The organism is Aurantiacibacter gilvus (assembly GCF_038289935.1).
In the GTDB taxonomy this organism is placed as follows: domain Bacteria; phylum Pseudomonadota; class Alphaproteobacteria; order Sphingomonadales; family Sphingomonadaceae; genus Alteraurantiacibacter; species Alteraurantiacibacter gilvus.
In genome coordinates, this window is sequence record NZ_JBBYHV010000001.1 from 1,574,013 (window position 1) to 1,589,973 (window position 15,961).

14 protein-coding genes are annotated in these 15,961 nt (G+C 65.2%); 10 read left to right on the forward strand and 4 right to left on the reverse strand.

Going from position 1 to position 15,961, the window contains the following annotated elements; all coding sequences use genetic code 11:
• Positions 1–21: 21 nt before the first annotated feature.
• Positions 22–3,321 carry an intermembrane phospholipid transport protein YdbH family protein gene (locus AAEO60_RS07790; protein ID WP_341673086.1) on the reverse strand — a complete coding sequence of 1,100 codons (3,300 nt, stop codon included), beginning with the start codon at positions 3,319–3,321 and terminating at the stop codon, positions 22–24.
• A 51-nt stretch (positions 3,322–3,372) separates the two neighbouring features.
• Between AAEO60_RS07790 and radC the strand changes: the two genes are divergently transcribed.
• On the forward strand, positions 3,373–4,107 hold the full coding sequence (gene radC / locus AAEO60_RS07795; RefSeq protein WP_341673087.1) for a RadC family protein: 735 nt from the start codon (positions 3,373–3,375) through the stop codon (positions 4,105–4,107).
• Positions 4,108–4,152: 45 nt separating this feature from the next.
• Here the strand turns inward: radC and AAEO60_RS07800 are convergent, their stop codons facing one another.
• Positions 4,153–6,945, reverse strand: coding sequence for a DUF3857 domain-containing protein (locus tag AAEO60_RS07800; protein ID WP_341673088.1), 2,793 nt, complete (start codon positions 6,943–6,945; stop codon positions 4,153–4,155).
• A 151-nt stretch (positions 6,946–7,096) separates the two neighbouring features.
• Here AAEO60_RS07800 and purB point away from each other — a divergent pair, with 151 nt between their 5' ends.
• The 3 genes from purB to pyrF all read left to right on the forward strand — a co-directional run bounded on the left by purB (position 7,097) and on the right by pyrF (position 9,591).
• Positions 7,097–8,410, forward strand: a complete 1,314-nt coding sequence (gene purB, locus AAEO60_RS07805; RefSeq protein ID WP_341673089.1) for an adenylosuccinate lyase — start codon at positions 7,097–7,099, stop codon at positions 8,408–8,410.
• 87 nt (positions 8,411–8,497) lie between these two features.
• Positions 8,498–8,920, forward strand: coding sequence for a LapA family protein (locus tag AAEO60_RS07810; protein WP_341673090.1), 423 nt, complete (start codon positions 8,498–8,500; stop codon positions 8,918–8,920).
• Positions 8,917–9,591, forward strand: coding sequence for an orotidine-5'-phosphate decarboxylase (gene pyrF / locus AAEO60_RS07815; protein ID WP_341673091.1), 675 nt, complete (start codon positions 8,917–8,919; stop codon positions 9,589–9,591). Before AAEO60_RS07810 ends, pyrF begins: the two co-directional genes overlap by 4 nt.
• 3 nt (positions 9,592–9,594) lie before the next feature.
• Here the strand turns inward: pyrF and AAEO60_RS07820 are convergent, their stop codons facing one another.
• The gene (locus tag AAEO60_RS07820; protein WP_341673092.1) at positions 9,595–10,053 is read right to left on the reverse strand and encodes a hypothetical protein; all 459 of its coding nucleotides are present in this window, start codon (positions 10,051–10,053) and stop codon (positions 9,595–9,597) included.
• 80 nt (positions 10,054–10,133) lie between these two features.
• Here AAEO60_RS07820 and AAEO60_RS07825 point away from each other — a divergent pair, with 80 nt between their 5' ends.
• Positions 10,134–10,784, forward strand: coding sequence for a phosphoribosylanthranilate isomerase (locus tag AAEO60_RS07825; RefSeq protein ID WP_341673093.1), 651 nt, complete (start codon positions 10,134–10,136; stop codon positions 10,782–10,784).
• A 57-nt stretch (positions 10,785–10,841) separates the two neighbouring features.
• On the opposite strand, the gene AAEO60_RS07830 is transcribed toward AAEO60_RS07825, so the two are convergent.
• On the reverse strand, positions 10,842–11,312 hold the full coding sequence (locus AAEO60_RS07830; RefSeq protein ID WP_341673094.1) for an outer membrane protein: 471 nt from the start codon (positions 11,310–11,312) through the stop codon (positions 10,842–10,844).
• Positions 11,313–11,507: 195 nt separating this feature from the next.
• On the opposite strand from AAEO60_RS07830, the gene trpB reads away from it, so the two are divergent.
• From trpB to AAEO60_RS07855, 5 genes are read left to right on the forward strand one after another with little or no spacing between them, the layout of a single operon-like run.
• Positions 11,508–12,722: a tryptophan synthase subunit beta gene (gene trpB / locus AAEO60_RS07835; RefSeq protein ID WP_341673095.1), complete on the forward strand. Its 1,215-nt coding sequence runs from the start codon at positions 11,508–11,510 to the stop codon at positions 12,720–12,722.
• Positions 12,719–12,967 carry a hypothetical protein gene (locus tag AAEO60_RS07840; RefSeq protein WP_341673096.1) on the forward strand — a complete coding sequence of 83 codons (249 nt, stop codon included), beginning with the start codon at positions 12,719–12,721 and terminating at the stop codon, positions 12,965–12,967. Before trpB ends, AAEO60_RS07840 begins: the two co-directional genes overlap by 4 nt.
• Positions 12,964–13,743, forward strand: coding sequence for a tryptophan synthase subunit alpha (gene trpA, locus AAEO60_RS07845; protein WP_341673097.1), 780 nt, complete (start codon positions 12,964–12,966; stop codon positions 13,741–13,743). Before AAEO60_RS07840 ends, trpA begins: the two co-directional genes overlap by 4 nt.
• Positions 13,744–13,752: 9 nt before the next feature.
• Positions 13,753–14,604 (forward strand): acetyl-CoA carboxylase, carboxyltransferase subunit beta, encoded by an 852-nt coding sequence (gene accD, locus AAEO60_RS07850; protein ID WP_341673098.1) that lies wholly within the window; start codon positions 13,753–13,755, stop codon positions 14,602–14,604.
• A 16-nt stretch (positions 14,605–14,620) separates the two neighbouring features.
• Positions 14,621–15,961 (forward strand): bifunctional folylpolyglutamate synthase/dihydrofolate synthase, encoded by a 1,341-nt coding sequence (locus AAEO60_RS07855; RefSeq protein ID WP_341673099.1) that lies wholly within the window; start codon positions 14,621–14,623, stop codon positions 15,959–15,961.

A 15,961-nucleotide genomic window follows, 5' to 3' on the forward strand; every position in this document is an offset into this window, starting at 1 on the left:
AATTCGTCAATTTCGCGGCTATCATGGCTCAGGCTCGCTTTCCTGTGGCTGAATGGTGGGTTCATCGGGGGCGAAAGCCTCGCGCAGGCGGCGCTCGGCTTCGGCTTCGGCAGCGGCTTCCTGCTCGTCGACCGTGTCCTGGTCGATGGCTTCGCGCAGTCGCCCGCCCTCACTCGACATCAGCCCGAGGTTGCGCGGATCGCGCACGGCGGAAGGGTCGTAGAGCGAGCGGAACGATGTCAGGAGGCGGTAGAACGGCGCGCGGACGTTGATCCGCAGCTCGATCGGCAAGTCACCGATGGCACGGCTGACGAAATTACGTTCGGCGGTATCGCCCTGCCCGATGCCTTCGAAACGCACCTGCGTCACCAGTTCGCCCGCCAGCGGGCCGTTCATGACGATTTCCATGCGGTCGTAGCGAAGGTCACGCAGGGTACGGAAGGCGTAGTTGGCGAAGAAACCCATGTCCTCGTAGGTCAGTTCACCAACATAGGCGACGTTGCCGCCGGGCGGACGCGACACCAGCTCGCCGCCGACCAGCTGGCCGTTGCCATCAGCGTCGAAGACAATGGGGATGGAGCCGTCGAAAGTGCCGGTGGCGGCAAGATTGCCCATCTCCATGTGTTCGATGAAACGCGCGGCCTCCAGCCCTTCGATGTGCAAGACATAGGTGCGGCTTTCGGCCACGCCGATATTCATCACTACCGGGTCCATCCTCAGCGTGCCGCCCATGAATGGCCATTGGCCGCCGGTCAGTTCCAGCGTCTCGCCATCGGTAAGAGTCAGGCCGATCTCGCCGCTCTGCACCTCGACGCCCGGATTGATCGAAGCGAGGTCGAGGCGCTGGTCAGGCGCGGTCGAAAGGCCCAGCAGGTCGGTGAAATGGATCGTGCCGCGCGCGCCCTGTACCGGACCGAAGGGCGCCGCGAGGTCGAGCCCGTCGCTGGTGAATGTGCCGCTGCTGGTGACGGCATCGGCATTCCAGTCGATGCGCCCGCCCCCCGTGATCGTCCCCGAAAAATCGCTCGCCACGCCCAGTGCAAGGCAGGAGAGACCCGTTTGCGGCACGCGGGCAGCCAGGTCCCCGCGCAGGCAGTGGGAGGCAGGCGGCGCAGGCTGCAGGTCGGGGCCGAAGCTAATTCCGTCGACGGCAAGGTCGGCATGACCGATGCCGCTGGTGAGGTCATGGACGATATCCACCCGGCTCAGCACCGTGTCGCTGTAGGGATGCCGTAACAGCGCGTTGGCGGTCACGATGCTGTCCGCCAACGCCAGGGTAGCGCCGCGCGCGATCAGCGGTTCGAAACGGTTCACCGCCTGGCGATCGACCAGGTCGAACGAGGCATTGTCGATGACCAGGCGATCGTCGGCGTAAGACCAGTTGCCGGCGGCATCCATCAGGTCGAGCGGCACGGCGGCAAGGAATACGTCAGCCCCGGCGAAATCTCCGCCCACGGCATCGGCCGAAAGGTCCGCGCGCAGATTGCGGACGGCGAAGCGCTGCGCCCCCTCGCCCTCTCCCAGCGTCACGCCGAGATCACGCACGGTCATGGTACCGGGATAGGCAATGCCGACAGGCCCGCTCGCGAGCGTGATCGGCGTATCCGCCAGTTCACCCGTCAGATTGAGCGCGTCGGTGGCTGCCGCAAAACGCAGGCCGGCGCTGTCGTAACGCAAGATCGGCTGGCCATCACGCGGACAGAGGGTCAGTGATTGGCGGCCCAGCGCGAGGTTGGCCGCTGCCAGCCGATCGAATCGCAGCTCGCGGCATCCGCGCCACATGGCGAGGCTGCCGTCCGCGGCAATCGAGGCGTCAATCGGCAGTTGCAGCTCGCTTACCGAGCCGCCCGGCAGCGGGCCGCTGGCTGTTGCCCGCCCGTCCAGCGCCAGCCGTCCACCGCTGCCTTGCACGATAGCGAGCTCCGGCAGGGCCAGCCGCGCGTCGCCCGCGGCATATTCGCGCATGGCGAGGCGCATCTGCAGCGCACCGTTGTCGGCCTGCTCCATGCGTCCGCTCAACTGCGGCAACCCTTCTCCGCCCGTCACGAAATTGCCCGAGAAGCGCGGAAGGCCGGCCTGGCCCATCACCAGCTGCGCGCGAGACAGCGACAGCAGCGTGGCCCCGTTGCCGCCGCGCAGGCTGGCTTGCGGGATCACCAGGCTGGAACGCTCGCCCAGCTGCCGCGCGGTGAAAGAAGCCTCCAGCGTGCTGCCGCGCATCTGCGGCCCTAGGTTCCGGCGCAACTTGGCCACCAGCGGTTCGATCAGGGTGCCCTCCCCGCCCAGTTCGGCGCTGGCCAGCAGCGCATCGATTTCCGGTCCCAACAGCAGTCCATCGCCGGTGAGGTCGCCTTCCAGCTCGACCTGTTCACCGGCTTCCAGCGCGCGCAGGCGGCCATTGATGGCCAACTCGCCGAGCATGGCATAGGGCGTCTGGGCATCGCGGGCGGCCACGTCGAACAGCAGGTTGAACTCGTTGTCGTGCCAGGTGAACTGTCCCTCGCCCGCCAGCGCGGTCTGCACCTCGGCGAACAGCACCCGTTCGGTAGCGAAGTCGATATCGCCTTCGTACTCGACGAGATTACGCTCCGCCTGAAGGTCCAGCGCCACGCCGGCGTCGCGTACGAACAGGCCGTTGGCGCAATCGAGCGAGGCGAAGCGCAACGGGCCGTGGAATTCGGGGCGCTCGGCATCGATGGAGACGGCGCCAAACAGCGTGACTTGCTCCCCGACACAGTTCCCCAGTTCCAGCCGCGGCGCGATCATGGCCAGTTCCCCGGCAAAGCCACCGCGCAGGTGACCGCCGCCCGAAAGCTTTGCCCCCACGTCACCGTGGTCGGTCTGCAACAGGGCGCGGCCATCGTCGATGGTGAGGACCATCGAAGGGAATTCGAACGGGCCTTCCGCCTCGGTGAAGATCAGCGGATCGAGCGCGCCGAAGCTGAGTTCGCCATCGCGCCAGGTGCCGAACAGGCGCGGCTGGGTCAGCCGCACGGAGGTAACGTCGGGGACACCAAAGCGGGGCGTGATCGAGACTTCCACCCGCTCGATGGTCAGGTCGGGCCGGTCCGGGTCACCGACAACCACGTTGGTCAGGACTTGTTCGCGCGGTCCGATACTCTCGATCTCGTAGCTCGCCGCCACGTCGAGATCTGCCAGCGTGCTGGTGATGAGGTCGTCTGCCAATCGCTCGCGCTGGAACCAGGCAAGCGCCAGCGCCGCCAGCAACATCAAGATGACGACGCGCAAGGCATTGCGCAGCAAGCGGCGCGTGCGCCCCTTGGGGCGGGCAGAGAGGTCCTCGTCGGCTGGCTGCGCCATTGCACCGCGACACTTGCGCGACTGCGAGCACAAAGGCAATGCACCTGTTTGATGTCACAAGGCGAATTCGAAGGTATCCGCGGCGAGCCGAGCAAGCCGGACAAGAGCGAGGCCGCCAAAGGGTCGGCAGGCCACCGCGCACGCCTTCGCGAGCGGCTGCTGGGTGGCGGCGCAGAGGCGCTGGCCGACTACGAAGTGCTCGAATACCTGTTGTTCGGTGCTCTTGCCCGCGGTGACACCAAGCCGCAGGCCAAGGCGCTACTGGCGCGCTTCGGCACCCTGGCAGGCGTCCTCAACGCCGATCCTTCCGCACTGAAGCAAGTGAAGGGCGTATCGGATGCCTGCGTCGGCCAGATCAAGATTGCCGCGCTCGTCGCGCGGCGCATGGCGCGCAGTGAAGTGCAGGCCAAGCCCGTGCTGGGCAGCTGGCAATCGCTGCTCGACTACCTCGCCATCGACATGGCGCACCTCCATCACGAGCGCGTGCGCGTGCTCTACCTCGACACCAAGAACCGGCTTGTTCGCGATCACCTGGTGGGTGACGGCACGATCGACGAGGCCGCGATCCACCCGCGCGAAGTGATCAAGCAGGGTCTGGACCTTGGCGCCTCGGCACTGATCCTGGTGCACAACCACCCCAGCGGTAGCCCCGAACCCAGCCACGCCGATATCGACATCACGCGGCGGATCGCCGAAGCGGGGCGCCTGCTCGGCATCACGGTCCACGACCACGTGATCGTGGGGCGCGAAGGACACGTCTCGCTGCGAGCGAAGGGCCTGCTCTAGGCAGGCAAGCTCTAGGCCGGGCTCTTTCGCGGGACTGTAAAGCCGTCAGCCGGGCCCGTGGATACCGTGGAAGGCGTAGAAATCCTGCAGATGCGGTGCCATCCGCAAGGCTATGGTCCGGTCTGCCTGCGCTTCCTCCTCCTGGCCCAGATGCAATTTCGCAATGCTGCGAAGATAATGCGACTCGGCCAGGCCCGGAGTAATCGCCAAGGCTTCGTCCAAGTCAGCCACCGCGCCGGCATAGTCCCCCTGCCGGAAGCGGATCAGCGCCCTACTGTCGAGTGCAGCCGAGGCATTGCTGGCGCGTTCGATCGAGCGGGTGCAAACTTCCAGCGCATCGTCCAGCCGGGTATTCCACAAGCCGCGGAACCAACAATCCGCATTCAACGCCTCGGGACTTTGCGGAGCATCGGCAACGCCTTGCGCCATATAGGCCTGCGCCTGTTCCAGATCGCCGGCAGCGGCAGCAATTGTCGCCAGCATGTCGAAATGCCACACCCGTTCGTCGTCAGCTATCGCCAGCGATTCCATCAGTTCGAACGCTTCATCGGCCTGGCCCTGATAGGCCAATTCACGGGCAACTTCGCGGGCGGTTCCGTTCTCGTATTCGAGATCGTAGGCTGACCACAGATCTGCCAGCGAGGCTGTGCGATTGCCCAGCGTCTTGTGGATCGTGGCTCGCTGCCAATAGCTCCATGCGGAGGGCCGTTCATCGATCAGCCGGTCGAAATCGGCCAGGGCAGCCTCAAAATCGTAGATCGACAACAGGAACTGCGCCCGCGCTATCAAGGGGCCGAGATTGTCCTCGTCCGCGAATTCTAGCACATCCTCGTAAGCCGCCAGCAGTGGCGCGGCGCGTTCTGCACGTTGTTCATCGGTCAGTTCCCAACGCCACACCAGCGAATCTGGCGGTACCAGTTCCAGCGTGTTGTTGGCGAGTCGCCGTGCTTCGCGGCGGGCCTGGGGCAGGGCTTCCGGGCTGATCTCGCCCAGCAGGGCAAACGTCTCGCCGATGGCATGCAGTTCGCCTGCTTCCAGCCGGGCCTCCCGTGTCAGGCGGATATTGCCGAAACCGGAATTGACGTTGCGCTCTCCTTCAAGCGTGAAGCCCTCACCCGATTGTGGCAAGACCATACGCACACCGAAAGCCTGCCGGGCAGGCCCCAAGGTGGCGACGGGAATCTCTCGCCACGACGGGCGCGACCGGTTGGGATTGAACACCTCGCCGATTTCGCCTGCTTCAACTGAGGCCCGCAGCCTGCCGTTCGACCATTCGAATTGAGAGGGGATGATGCCCTGCATGGAAATGGTGCCGACGGCGTCCTCTTCGTCATAGGTGATGGAGAAGTCCGAAATACGAATGTCCATGGAACCCTGCCCGGCCATGGAGGCGGCCATCTGGCGGATCATATCCGGATTCGCCGCATCGACCATGGCCTGCAACTGCGCCGCAGCCGGGCCGACAAACCTCAGGTCAATCTGCATCAGCGCGGGAAAATCGATGCCCGCCGAATGATCCATTGTCATGTCCACCGTCAGTTGCGGCACAGCAAGGTCGCGCTGGGCCATCTCCACCAGCCCGGAACCGCCTTCGCGCAGCGGCAAGGCATAAAAGAACGGCGGCACATCACTGATAGTGGCCAGCCGGGTGGCGGAACTGGTGCCATCAAGCCAGTAGTCTGTGCCGTCGATGACGGCGTGCACGATCATGTGATCGAAGGCAGGCAACGGCAGTAATTCCGGCACTGCGTCCCCCCCTTGGGTGTTCACCAGTACCACTTCCGATTCGATACCCATGTGCCGTAGCAGCGACAGCAGCAGCACCGACTTCGCCTTGCAGTCACCGTAGCGGATTTCCCACGTTTCCTCTGCCGATTGCGGCATATAACCGCCACCATCGAGGCCGACAAACAGGTAGCTGACCTCGTCCTGGACCAATTGCGTGGCCTGAGCCGCCCGTTCGAGCGGATCGGCGGTCCGCGCCATGATGGCCTCGGCCTCTGCGATAATGGGAGATCCTTCGGGCAGGACAGCCGCCGCTTCGAAATGCGGCGCCATTACGCGGCTGACTTCGTCCCAGTCGGCAAAACTGCCGATACGTAGGATGTCAGGCCGACGAAAGCGCGAAGGGGCGTCCGTCGGCACCGGGTCGCGTTCCGCCAGGGGCAGGTCCAGCTCCAGGAAATTATACCCATTGCGCTGCTGCAAGGCGGGCAGGTCTACGCGTTCCTCGGCGGCGTAGTACATTTCTTCGTCCACTGGCCAGCTGGCAATCACCCGGGCAGAGCCGACCTGCCATGGTTCACTCGGCAGGAACTGCAGCGCCTGCATCTCGTCGCCCAGTGCTTCTTCATCGTTGGACACGGTATAGGCCACGCGCAGGACATCGTCCTCACGTAGGCCGGGAACTGCGAGAGTCGCGGTCAGTTCGCCATCGAGCCAGCGCTGTTCCAACGCGCGTTCGCGGCGGATCACCTCGAAGGTGACGCCTTCCGCCAAGAGGTCGACCACTTCGTCATCGCGCAGAATTTCGACACGGTGGACAGTCAGATCACCATTGTCCGGCAGCCATTCGAGCGACACGGTGCCCGCCTGCATCACGGCCTGGGGGTTGTCGAGCCGCGTGGCACTTTCGGCGAAGGAATAGACCACGCCGCCTTCCAGCCGATATTGCCAGTCGAACAGCAAGGTGGCCGGCCCTTCATCCAAGTCCTGCGAATCGAGTTCTGACTCCCTGACCCATTCCGGTGCGGGGCCATAGAGAACTTCCTCACCCGCGAGGACAGGCGCGCTCCAGGCAATCGTAACGAGCGGCAGGACGGCAATAGACTTGTACATGATGTTCCCCTTGGGGTCGCCATGCAGGCGACCGTATGCAAGAGGCACTTCATCACGAAGTGAAAGCGAAAGCAACGGCCTGCACCGTTCGTCTTGCCAATTGCGGGAACAGGTCCTAGCCGCGCCGCAAACCTACCTACCGGAGTGAACAATGGTCCCCCGCTATGCCCGCCCAGCCATGACCGCGATCTGGGAGCCGGAAACGAAGTACGAAATCTGGTTCCTGATCGAAGCCCACGCGACGCAGAAGCTCGCCGAACTGGGGGTGGTGCCCGAAAGCGGGGCCAAGGCGCTGTGGGACTGGTGGGCAACCGGCCCGAAGATCGACGTCGCCGCCATCGACGCCAAGGAAGCCGTGCTCAAGCACGACGTGATCGCCTTCCTCGATTGGGTGGCTGACGAGGTCGGCCCCGAGGCGCGCTTCATGCACCAGGGCATGACCAGCAGCGACGTGCTCGACACCACGCTGGCGGTGCAGCTGGTGCGCGCGACGGACCTGCTGCTGGAAGACATGGACGCCCTGCTCGCGGCGCTGCAGCGCCGGGCGGAAGAGCACAAGTACACCGCCACCATCGGCCGCAGCCACGGCATCCATGCCGAACCGACCACCTTCGGCCTCAAGCTGGCGCAGGCCTATGCCGAGTTCGACCGCTGCCGTGACCGCCTCGTCGCCGCGCGCGCCGAGATCGCCACCTGCGCCATTTCCGGCGCGGTGGGCACCTTCGCCAATATCGATCCCTCGGTGGAGGAATATGTCGCCGAGAAGCTGGGCCTCGCGGTCGAGCCGGTATCGACGCAGGTGATCCCGCGTGATCGCCACGCCGCCTATTTCGCCACGCTGGCCGTCATCGCCTCGTCGATGGAGCGCCTCGCGGTGGAGATCCGCCACCTGCAGCGCACCGAAGTGCTGGAAGCGGAGGAATACTTCTCCCCCGGCCAGAAGGGTTCGTCGGCCATGCCGCACAAGCGCAACCCGATCCTGACCGAGAACCTTACCGGACAGGCGCGCATGATCCGGAGCTACGCCCTGCCCGCGATGGAAAACGTCGCCCTGTGGCACGAGCGCGATATCTCGCACTCCTCGGTCGAACGCTTCATCGGCCCCGACGCCACGATCACGCTCGACTTCGCCCTCGCCCGCATGACCGGCGTGGTCGACAAGCTGCTGGTCTACCCGGAGCGGATGCAGAAGAACCTCGACAAGATGGGCGGCCTTGTCCACTCGCAGCGCGTGCTGCTGGCGCTGACCCAGGCCGGGATCACCCGCGACAATGCCTACCGCCTCGTCCAGCGCAACGCCATGAAGGTGTGGGAATCGGACGGCCAACTGTCGCTGCTCGACCTGCTCAAGGGCGACGAGGAAGTGCGCGCCGCGATGAGCGAGGATGAGCTCGAGGAGAAGTTCAACCTCGACTACCATTTCAAGCACGTCGACACGATTTTCGCGCGAGTCTTCGGGAGCTAGGCCGCGCGGACAAGGCCTGCCCCCTTCCCAACCACAGGGCAAGCGCCTAGCGTGGCGGGCAAGCGAGGCAGAGAGGATCAAGAGCCGATGCAGATCATTCGCACAATAATCTGGGTACTGCTGCTGGTGGCACTGCTGCTGTTCTCGGCAGTGAACTGGGACGATGTGAAGGTCGTGCTGTGGCCCAATTCGGACCCGGCGCAAACCATTGTCGCCGATACCAAGATCCCCGTGCTGGTGCTGCTGTCCTTCCTGATCGGTTTCCTGCCCATGTGGCTCTACCACCGTGCCAGCAAGTGGGGCATGACGCGCAAGATCGCCAACCTCGAAAACGCCGCGCGCACGCAGGCGAACACGCCGGTTGCCCCTCCCTCCCCCCCTGCTCCCGAAGCGGAAGCGGCACCGCCGCCACCACCACCTCCCCCGCCCGCGTCCGAACCGGCGGCCAGCGAAGAGCGGAGCGAGCTTGGCCCGCTCACTCCCCCCGACGAGGACAGCGGCAAGGCATGAGCAACCCCGTTTACCTGGCGCTGGATGTCCCGCAGCTCGATGCGGCCAAGGCGCTGGCGGAAAAGGTTCGCGACCATGTCGGCGGCGTGAAGCTGGGGCTGGAATTCTTCTGCGCCCACGGCGTGCACGGCGTGCACGAGATCGCCCACCTCGGCCTGCCGATCTTCCTTGATCTCAAGCTGCACGACATTCCCAACACCGTGGCCGGGGCCATGCAGGCGCTGCACGTGATCGAACCGGCGATCATGACCGTCCATGCCAGCGGCGGGCGCGCAATGATGGAAGACGCCAAGGCTGCGGCGGGCGAGAACACCAAGGTCGTCGCCGTCACCATGCTCACCAGCCTCGACGAAAACGACCTCAAGCGCACCGGCGTCACCGGCACTCCGCACGACCATGTCATGCGGCTGGCCGAACTGGCCGAGGCTGCCGGCCTCGACGGTATCGTCTGTTCGGGACAGGAAGTCGGCGCGGTCCACAAGCAGTGGAAGAAGGGCTTCTTCGTCGTCCCCGGCCTGCGTCCCGGCGGCAAGGCCACCGGAGACCAGAAGCGCGTCGTCACCCCGCGCCAGGCGCGCGACGACGGGGCATCGGTGCTGGTGATCGGCCGCCCGATCAGTCGCGCCGAAGACCCGTTGCAGGCCGCCCGCGACATCGAGGCAACGCTGTAAGCATCAGACGCCGGGCTTTTCGCCCGCCGTTCCGGGAGCCGGTTCCGCCACTTCAGGTTCAGCCCAGGGTGCCGTGGAATCAATGTTCCAGTTGAGCAGCGCCATGTCGTCGCCGGTGCCGATGAAGGTGAATACCTCGTCGGCCGTTCCGTTCTCGTAGGTCGTATCGAGCGTGATCTCGGTCAGCGTCGTGCCGTTGTTGGTGTTGATGTTGAAGCCCACCTGGCTGCCGTCCTGGTACTCGCCGACGCTGGTGCGCATGCGCGACATGAAGTCGTCGAATTCGGCCCTTGTCAGCGATTCGCGGAATTCCTGCGATGCGCCGTTCCAGATCGCGTTGAAGTCGCTTTCGTTGAAGTCGGCGTGGAATTCCTCGATCAGCGTCTCCGCGCCGTCCATCTGTTCCATCGGGTTGCAGGCTGCCAGCAGAGCGACAGCCGTTACTGCAAGGATTTTCCGCATCTGCCCGTTCCCCCAAAGCAATTTGTTAAACCAGATTGCCCCACTTTCGTTCGGCTGTCGAATCACCTATCCGGACGGACATGGCTGACCAACTCATCAAGATTTGCGGACTCACCACCGAGGAAACCATCGATGCCGCTGTAGAAGCCGGCGCGACTCACATCGGCCTCGTGCATTTCGAGAAGTCGCCGCGCCACCTCTCGATTGCCGATGCGGCAAAGCTCCGCGCGCGCATTCCCGACAGCGTGAAGGCGGTGCTGCTGACGGTGAACATGGAGCCCAAGCCCACGGCAGAGGCGCTGCAGGAAGTGCAGCCCGACGTGCTGCAGCTGCACGGCAAGGAAACGCCGGAATGGCTGAGCCTGATCAAGGACAATTCCAAGCTGGAAGTGTGGAAGGCTGTCGGCATCAAGGATCGCGCCGCGCTGGAACGGGCGGAGAAGTTCAAGGATGCCGCGCACCGGCTGCTGTATGATGCGGCGGCGGGCGCCCTGCCCGGTGGCAATGGCCTCGCGCTCGACTGGCGGTTGCTGCTCAACCATCGCCACGTCATGCCCTGGGGACTGGCTGGCGGACTCGGTCCGCACAATGTCGCGGACGCCATCCGCTATACCGGCGCGCCGCTGGTCGATGCCTCGTCCGGCCTCGAAAGCGAGCCGGGCGTGAAGGACATCGGCAAGATCCGTGCCTTCTGCGAGGCAGCCCTGGCTGCGCGCAAGGCGGCGGCCTGACACAAGAAAAAGGGCGACCCCTCGGGGCCGCCCTTTCTTCTTGCGCGATGGTCGGGATCAGAAGTTGAAGCCGACGCCCACAGTTGCCGCGTTCACGTCAACGAAATCGCTGAAGAAGTGGCGGTATTCTGCCGTCAGGTAGATGCTTTCGTTCAGGTTGTGGCTGTAGCCGGCGCCGAGGTAGGGCACGTCTTCGCCTTCGCCGAAGGCATAGCCGCCAGCGGCATAGAGACGGCCAGCGTCGCCCACGCGGGTACCCACGCGGCCACCCACGCCCCAGACCACATCGGCACCGTCAGCCAGCACCTTGTCCGCCGAACCTTCGACGCCGATGAAAATGCCGTCGCCAAGGTCGAAATCGTAGCCTGCCGCCACACCGGCGACAGCTTCTTCGTAGCCGGAAGCCCAGGCGATACCGCCACGCGCTTCGACGCGGGCCGTACCGGGCGCGTCCTGCGCGGCTGCCGGGATGGCGATCAGACCGGTTGCAACGGCCAGGGCCGTCAACGTAATCCTGCGGGTATTCATTCGTTTATGTTCTCCAGGAGCCCGGGCCCCATGCCCGATGGCCTCCTGCCGCGCAGATGGTTTGGCAGGCCTTTCGTGCAAATGAACCACTCGGCCAAATGTCGATGAAATCCGACTAACGACGATACGGCCTTTCGGGACTTGGGCGCGCAGCCGCTGGACAGCCTGCCTCGCCTCTGCCAATCGGCGCGAGCGATGACCGAGAACAAGCCCAATAGCTTCATGAACCAGCCCGACGAGCGCGGGCACTTTGGCCAGTTTGGCGGACGTTACGTTGCCGAGACGCTGATGCCGCTGATCCTCGACCTCGAGCGCGAGTACACTGCCGCCAAGGCGGACCCGGCGTTCAAGGAAGAATTCGAGGACCTGCTGGAGCATTACGTCGGCCGTCCCAGCCCGCTCTATTTCGCGCCCCGCCTTACGGAAGAACTGGGCGGCGCGCAGGTGTGGTTCAAACGCGACGAGCTCAATCACACGGGCGCGCACAAGATCAACAATTGCGTGGGGCAGATTCTGCTCGCCATGCGCATGGGCAAGACTCGCATCATCGCCGAAACCGGCGCGGGCCAGCACGGCGTGGCCACGGCGACGGTCTGCGCGCGCTTCGGCCTGCCCTGCACCATTTTCATGGGCAAGACCGACGTCGAGCGGCAGGCACCCAACGTGTTCCGCATGAAGCTGCTGGGGGCCGAAGTGGTGCCGGTGACGTCCGGCGCGGCGACGCTGAAGGACGCCATGAACGAGGCGCTGCGCCACTGGGTCGCGAACGTCCACGACACCTTCTACATCATCGGCACGGCAGCGGGTCCGCACCCCTATCCGGAGCTGGTGCGCGACTTCCAGAGCGTGATCGGCCGCGAGACGCGCGAACAGATGCTGAAGCGCACCGGGAAGCTGCCCGACCTGCTGATCGCCGCCATCGGCGGCGGCTCCAACGCCATCGGCCTGTTCCACCCCTTCCTCGACGATCCCGACGTGAAGATGCTCGGCGTCGAAGCGGCGGGTCACGGGCTCGACAAGCAGCATGCGGCCAGCCTTGCAGGCGGCTTCCCCGGCATTCTCCACGGCAACAAGACCTACCTGCTGCAGGACGAGGACGGCCAGATTGCCGAGGCGCACTCGATCTCGGCGGGTCTCGACTATCCCGGCATCGGACCGGAGCACGCCTGGCTGAAGGAAACCGGCCGCGTCGAATATACCTCGGTCACCGATGACGAGGCGCTGGAAGCCTTCCAGCTGCTCTGCCGCACCGAGGGCATCATCCCCGCGCTGGAGCCCAGCCACGCACTGGCCGCCGTCACCAAGGTCGCCCCGACCATGGGCAAGGGCGAGACTATCGTGATGAATCTCTGCGGCCGCGGCGACAAGGACATCTTCACCGTGGCGGAAGCGCTGGGAGTGGAGATGTGACGTTCCAAAAGGAAAGTCTCGCACGCTGTTATCTTGAAGCAGCAGCAATCTGGTTTGGCGGCAACATCCTGATGGGATGGATATCTTATCTCTTGGCCACATTCGGTCGCGAACAGCGGCCTCGTCCTTGGGCCTTTGCCGAGTCGGTCGCCGATCCCGGCTTCTTGATTGCAAACCTACTGATGATCTTGCTCTTCGCAGCGATGTTGCGGGGTATGCGCAAACCGACTGGGAAGCCTGAGTGACCCGCCTCGCCACCACCTTTGCCAAGCCTCATCCCGCGCTCGTCTGCTTCATCACGGCGGGCGACGGTGACACGGCGGCCAATCTCGATGCCCTCGTCGCAGGCGGCGCGGACGTGATCGAGCTGGGCATGCCCTTCACCGATCCGATGGCCGATGGCCCCGCCATCCAGGAAGCCAACATCCGCTCGCTCTCTGCGGGCACCACAACCGCAGAGGTCCTGCGTCTCGCCAGCGAGTTTCGCGCGCGACATCCCGACGTGCCGCTGATCCTGATGGGTTATGCCAACCCCATGGTGCGGCGCGGCCCCGAATGGTTTGCCGATGCGGCCAAGGCGGCTGGCGTGGACGGCGTGATCTGCGTCGACCTCGCGCCCGAAGAGGACATTGACCTCGGCCCCGCCCTGCGCGCCAAGGGCATGTCGCTGATCCGCCTCGCCACCCCCACCACCGACGACCGGCGGCTGCCCATGGTGCTCGATGGCTCGTCCGGCTTCCTCTACTACGTCGCGGTGGCCGGGATCACCGGAATGCAGCAGGCAGCCATCGAATCGATCGAGGACAATGTTCGCCGCATAAAGTCGCACACCGACATTCCCATAGCGGTGGGATTCGGCGTGAGGACTCCCGAACAAGCCACTGAAATCGCGCGCGTTGCTGACGGTGTGGTGGTGGGTTCGGCACTGGTCGACCTGGTCAAGCAGCACGGCGAGGACGCACCGCAGCACCTGCGCGAGCTTACCGAAAGGCTTGCCAATGCCGTCCATTCTGCCCGATAGGCGCTGCCCATGAGCTGGCTTACCCGTGTCCGAGAGCGCTTGCCGTTCGTCAACAAGCGCGAAACGCCCGACAACCTGTGGATCAAGTGTTCCCGGTGTCAGGAGATGGTGTTCCGCACCGAGTTCGAGCAGAACATGTCGGTTTGCCCCCGCTGCGACCATCATGGCCGCATCGGTGCCGACGCGCGGCTGGACCAGATCCTCGACGATGGCACTTTCGAACTGCTGCCCGCGCCCGAGGTCACCGAGGACCCGCTGAAGTTCAAGGACAGCAAGCGCTATGCCGACCGGCTGAAGGCCGCTCGCGCCAGCAATCCGCACAACGATGCCTTTACCGCTGCCGTCGGCGCGATCGAGGGCAGGCGCGCGGTTGTCGGCGTGCAGGACTTCACCTTCATGGGCGGCTCCATGGGCATGGCCGTCGGCGATGCCTTCTGCGCCGCTGCCCAGCGCGCGCTGGACGAGAACTGCGCCTTCATCTGCGTTACCGCTGCTGGCGGTGCGCGCATGCAGGAAGGCATCCTCAGCCTGATGCAGATGCCGCGCGCCACGGTGATGACGCGCCGCCTGAAGGAGGCCGGCCTGCCCTACATCGTCGTGCTGGCGGACCCGACTACCGGCGGCGTTACCGCCAGCTATGCCATGCTGGGCGACATCCACATCGCCGAACCTGGTGCCCTGATCGGCTTCGCCGGCCAGCGGGTGATCCAGGAAACCATTCGCGAAAAGCTTCCCGAAGGCTTCCAGCGGGCGGAATACCTGCACAAGCACGGCATGGTGGACATGGTGGTGCACCGCAAGGACCTGCGCTCGACGCTGGCCCAGCTGCTCGACTACCTCACTCCCGCCAAGGCGGCCTGAGCAGCCCCTCCCCGCGATGAAGGACTTCGCGATTTCAGACAACGAGGCGGTCCAGCGCCAGCTGGACCGGCTGGGTGCCCTGTCGCTGCCGCAAGGGCGTATCGGGCTGGAGGTGATCCACCAGCTGCTGGCGCGCCTCGGCAACCCCGAGCGCAGCCTGCCGCCGGTGTTCCACGTCGCGGGCACCAACGGCAAGGGCTCAACCTGCGCCTTCCTGCGCGCCATGCTGGAGGCGCAGGGCCTGACCCTGCACGTCGCCACCAAGCCGCACCTGGTGCGCTACAACGAGCGTATCCGCGTCAGCGGCGAGCTGATCAGCGACGACATGCTGGCCAGCCTGCTGGCCGAAGTGCTGGACACGGCGGAAGACCTCTCCCCCAGCTTCTTCGAAGTCACCACGGCGGCCACCTTCCTCGCCTTCGCGCGCGAATCGGCGGATGCCTGCGTGATCGAGGTTGGCCTCGGCGGCCGCTTCGATGCGACCAATGTCATGGTACGCCCCGCCGCCTGCGGCATCGCCTCGCTGGGTGTCGATCACGACGCCTTCCTGCTCAACGAAGACCCGCTGGCACCCGATCCCAAGGCAGATCCACTGGTGCGCATCGCTTTCGAGAAAGCCGGTATCGCCCGCGCGCTGTCGCCGCTGGTGACGCAGGACTATCCGCCCGCGGTCGAGGCCCAGATCGAGAAGATCGCCGCCCTCGCCGGTGCCCCGCTGCACATGCGCGGCAAGCGCTGGCGGGCTGACACTACGGCTGGCGGCATCGCCTATCGCGACGAGTTCGGGCGGCTGGACCTGCCCTTGCCCACAATGCCCGGCGCGCACCAAGCGGACAATGCCGCACTGGCCGTGGCCATGCTGCGCCACCAGCAGGTGGTTCCGGTATCCGAAGAGGCCATGGCCGCAGGCATCCGCTCGGCCCACTGGCCCGCGCGCCTGCAGGTACTGGCTGATGGCCCCGTCACCAAATTCGCACCGCAGCGGCAGTTCCTGCTCGACGGCGGTCACAATCCCGATGCTGCCAATGCGTTGGCGCGTTACCTTGAAGGCGTCGAACAGCCGGTCGATGCACTTGTCGGGATGATGGCCGCCAAGGACGCGCGCCGCTTCCTCGCGATCATTGCGCCGCACCTCGCCAGCGTTACTGCCGTGCCCATCGCGGGCAACGACCACGTGCCGCTGGACCAGCTGGCCGACATGGCGCGCGAGGCCGGCGTGGGAGAAGTCTCTACGGCTGACAGCCTGATGGTGGGGCTTGAGAGCTTGCCGAAGCGCGATGGCGGCACCGTGCTGCTGGCAGGCTCGCTCTACCTTGCGGGCAAGGTTCTCGCGGCGAACCGCGAGTATCCCGACTAG

Coding starts and splice junctions, on each gene's coding strand:
- trpB (WP_341673095.1), top strand. CDS start 11,508: ATGACCGAGAACAAGCCCAATAGCTTCATGAACCAGCCCGACGAGCGC.
- AAEO60_RS07810 (WP_341673090.1), top strand. CDS start 8,498: ATGCAGATCATTCGCACAATAATCTGGGTACTGCTGCTGGTGGCACTG.
- AAEO60_RS07825 (WP_341673093.1), top strand. CDS start 10,134: ATGGCTGACCAACTCATCAAGATTTGCGGACTCACCACCGAGGAAACC.
- purB (WP_341673089.1), top strand. CDS start 7,097: ATGGTCCCCCGCTATGCCCGCCCAGCCATGACCGCGATCTGGGAGCCG.
- pyrF (WP_341673091.1), top strand. CDS start 8,917: ATGAGCAACCCCGTTTACCTGGCGCTGGATGTCCCGCAGCTCGATGCG.
- AAEO60_RS07800 (WP_341673088.1), bottom strand. CDS start 6,945: ATGTACAAGTCTATTGCCGTCCTGCCGCTCGTTACGATTGCCTGGAGC.
- AAEO60_RS07790 (WP_341673086.1), bottom strand. CDS start 3,321: ATGGCGCAGCCAGCCGACGAGGACCTCTCTGCCCGCCCCAAGGGGCGC.
- AAEO60_RS07830 (WP_341673094.1), bottom strand. CDS start 11,312: ATGAATACCCGCAGGATTACGTTGACGGCCCTGGCCGTTGCAACCGGT.
- accD (WP_341673098.1), top strand. CDS start 13,753: ATGAGCTGGCTTACCCGTGTCCGAGAGCGCTTGCCGTTCGTCAACAAG.
- AAEO60_RS07855 (WP_341673099.1), top strand. CDS start 14,621: ATGAAGGACTTCGCGATTTCAGACAACGAGGCGGTCCAGCGCCAGCTG.
- radC (WP_341673087.1), top strand. CDS start 3,373: ATGTCACAAGGCGAATTCGAAGGTATCCGCGGCGAGCCGAGCAAGCCG.
- AAEO60_RS07820 (WP_341673092.1), bottom strand. CDS start 10,053: ATGCGGAAAATCCTTGCAGTAACGGCTGTCGCTCTGCTGGCAGCCTGC.